The following is a 1,346-nucleotide window of genomic DNA, read 5'->3' as shown; positions in this document are numbered from 1 at the left end:
GACCTGGTCGACTCCACGGGGGCCTCGGGCGAGGCCTGGACGCTGGAGGAGCGGGTGCTGTGCCGCGGCCTGCTGGGGCGGGCCTGCCGCCTGGGCAAGGAGTCGGTGGACATCCTCGCGCAGGCGAGCGGCGGTTCCTCGATCTACAACGACGTCCCGATCCAGCGCGTGCAGCGCGACGCCCAGAGCATCACGCTGCACGCGCTCATGAACCCGAGCACCAACCTGGAGCTGTACGGCCGGGTGCTGTGCGGGCAGGGGCCCAACACCCTGTACGTCTGAGAGGGGCGCACCACCGGCCGGGACGGTCGCCGTGTTCCGGCCGGCGGGGTGCTCGGGAGCCGGGGTTCAGGACTCGGGGCTCAGGGTCACGGGGAAGGTGTCGAGGCCGCGGACGACCCAGCGGTCGCGGTAGACGGGCGGCTGGGAGACGGTCAGTTCCGGGAACCGGCGCAGCAGCCGCGGCAGCGCGATCCGCGCCTCCAGGCGGGCCAGCGGAGCGCCCAGGCAGAAGTGGCCGCCCGCGCCGAAGCTCAGCGGCCTGGCGGCCTCGGAGCCGTCCCGGCGGGGCGCGTAGCGGTCGGGGTCGAAGCGGCCGGGATCGCGGTGGCGGTCGGGATCCCGGTTCGCGGCGGCCAGGATGAGGACCAGCTTGGAGCCCGCAGGGACGGGCAGGCCCAGCAGATCGAGGTCCTCGGCAGCCCACCGGCTGGTGACGTGGACCGGCGGCTCGAACCGGAGGATCTCCTCGACGTAGCCGTCGGCGAAGTCCGGTTCGGCCCGCAGCCGGGCCGCGTACGCCCGGTGTTCGAGGGCGAGCATCACCCCGTGGCCGATCAGGAAGCTCGTGGTCTCGAACCCGGCCGTGAGCAGCACCATCATGGTGCCCATCAGCTCGTCGTGGTCCAGGCGCCGGGGGGAGCCGTCGTGGGCCTCGGCGAGCAGGGTGACCAGGTCGTCGGCGGGGACGCGGCGGCGGTGGTCCAGGAGGTCGTCGAAGTAGGCGCTCATCTCGTCCATGGCGGCGTCGGCCCCCGCGAGCGCGCCGGGGTCGGTGAAGCCGTCCGTCGCCACGGCGACCCGGGAGGCCATGTCGCGGAACCACACCTGGTCCTTCTCCGGGAAGCCGATCATCTCGCTGATCACCGCGACGGGCAGCCGGGCGGCGAACTCGGCGACGAGGTCGACCGGGGAGCCGTCGGAGCCGAGCCGCGCCATCCGGTCGAGGAGCCGGTCGGTCATCTCCTCGATCACCCCGTGCATCCGGCGCACCTTGGGCGGGGTGAACGCGAAGCTCACCACCTGGCGCAACCGGCCGTGGTCGGGCGGGTTGCTGTAGAGCATGG

Annotated in this window: 1 protein-coding gene and 1 pseudogene; one reads left to right on the top strand and one right to left on the bottom strand. The window is 73.3% G+C overall.

Annotated features, from left to right (window positions below; translation table 11 throughout):
* Positions 1–282: pseudogene (locus ACFVWD_RS58405) on the top strand (acyl-CoA dehydrogenase); the annotation flags it as partial.
* A gap of 66 nt (positions 283–348) precedes the next feature.
* Here the strand turns inward: ACFVWD_RS58405 and ACFVWD_RS58400 are convergent.
* Positions 349–1,346: cytochrome P450 (locus ACFVWD_RS58400; protein ID WP_389607319.1), on the bottom strand; the 998-nt coding region annotated here is incomplete at its 5' end.

The sequence above is a fragment of the Streptomyces sp. NPDC058086 genome (genome assembly GCF_042885015.1).
Classification (GTDB): domain Bacteria; phylum Actinomycetota; class Actinomycetes; order Streptomycetales; family Streptomycetaceae; genus Streptomyces.
This window is presented reverse-complemented; position numbering and strand designations above follow the sequence as displayed.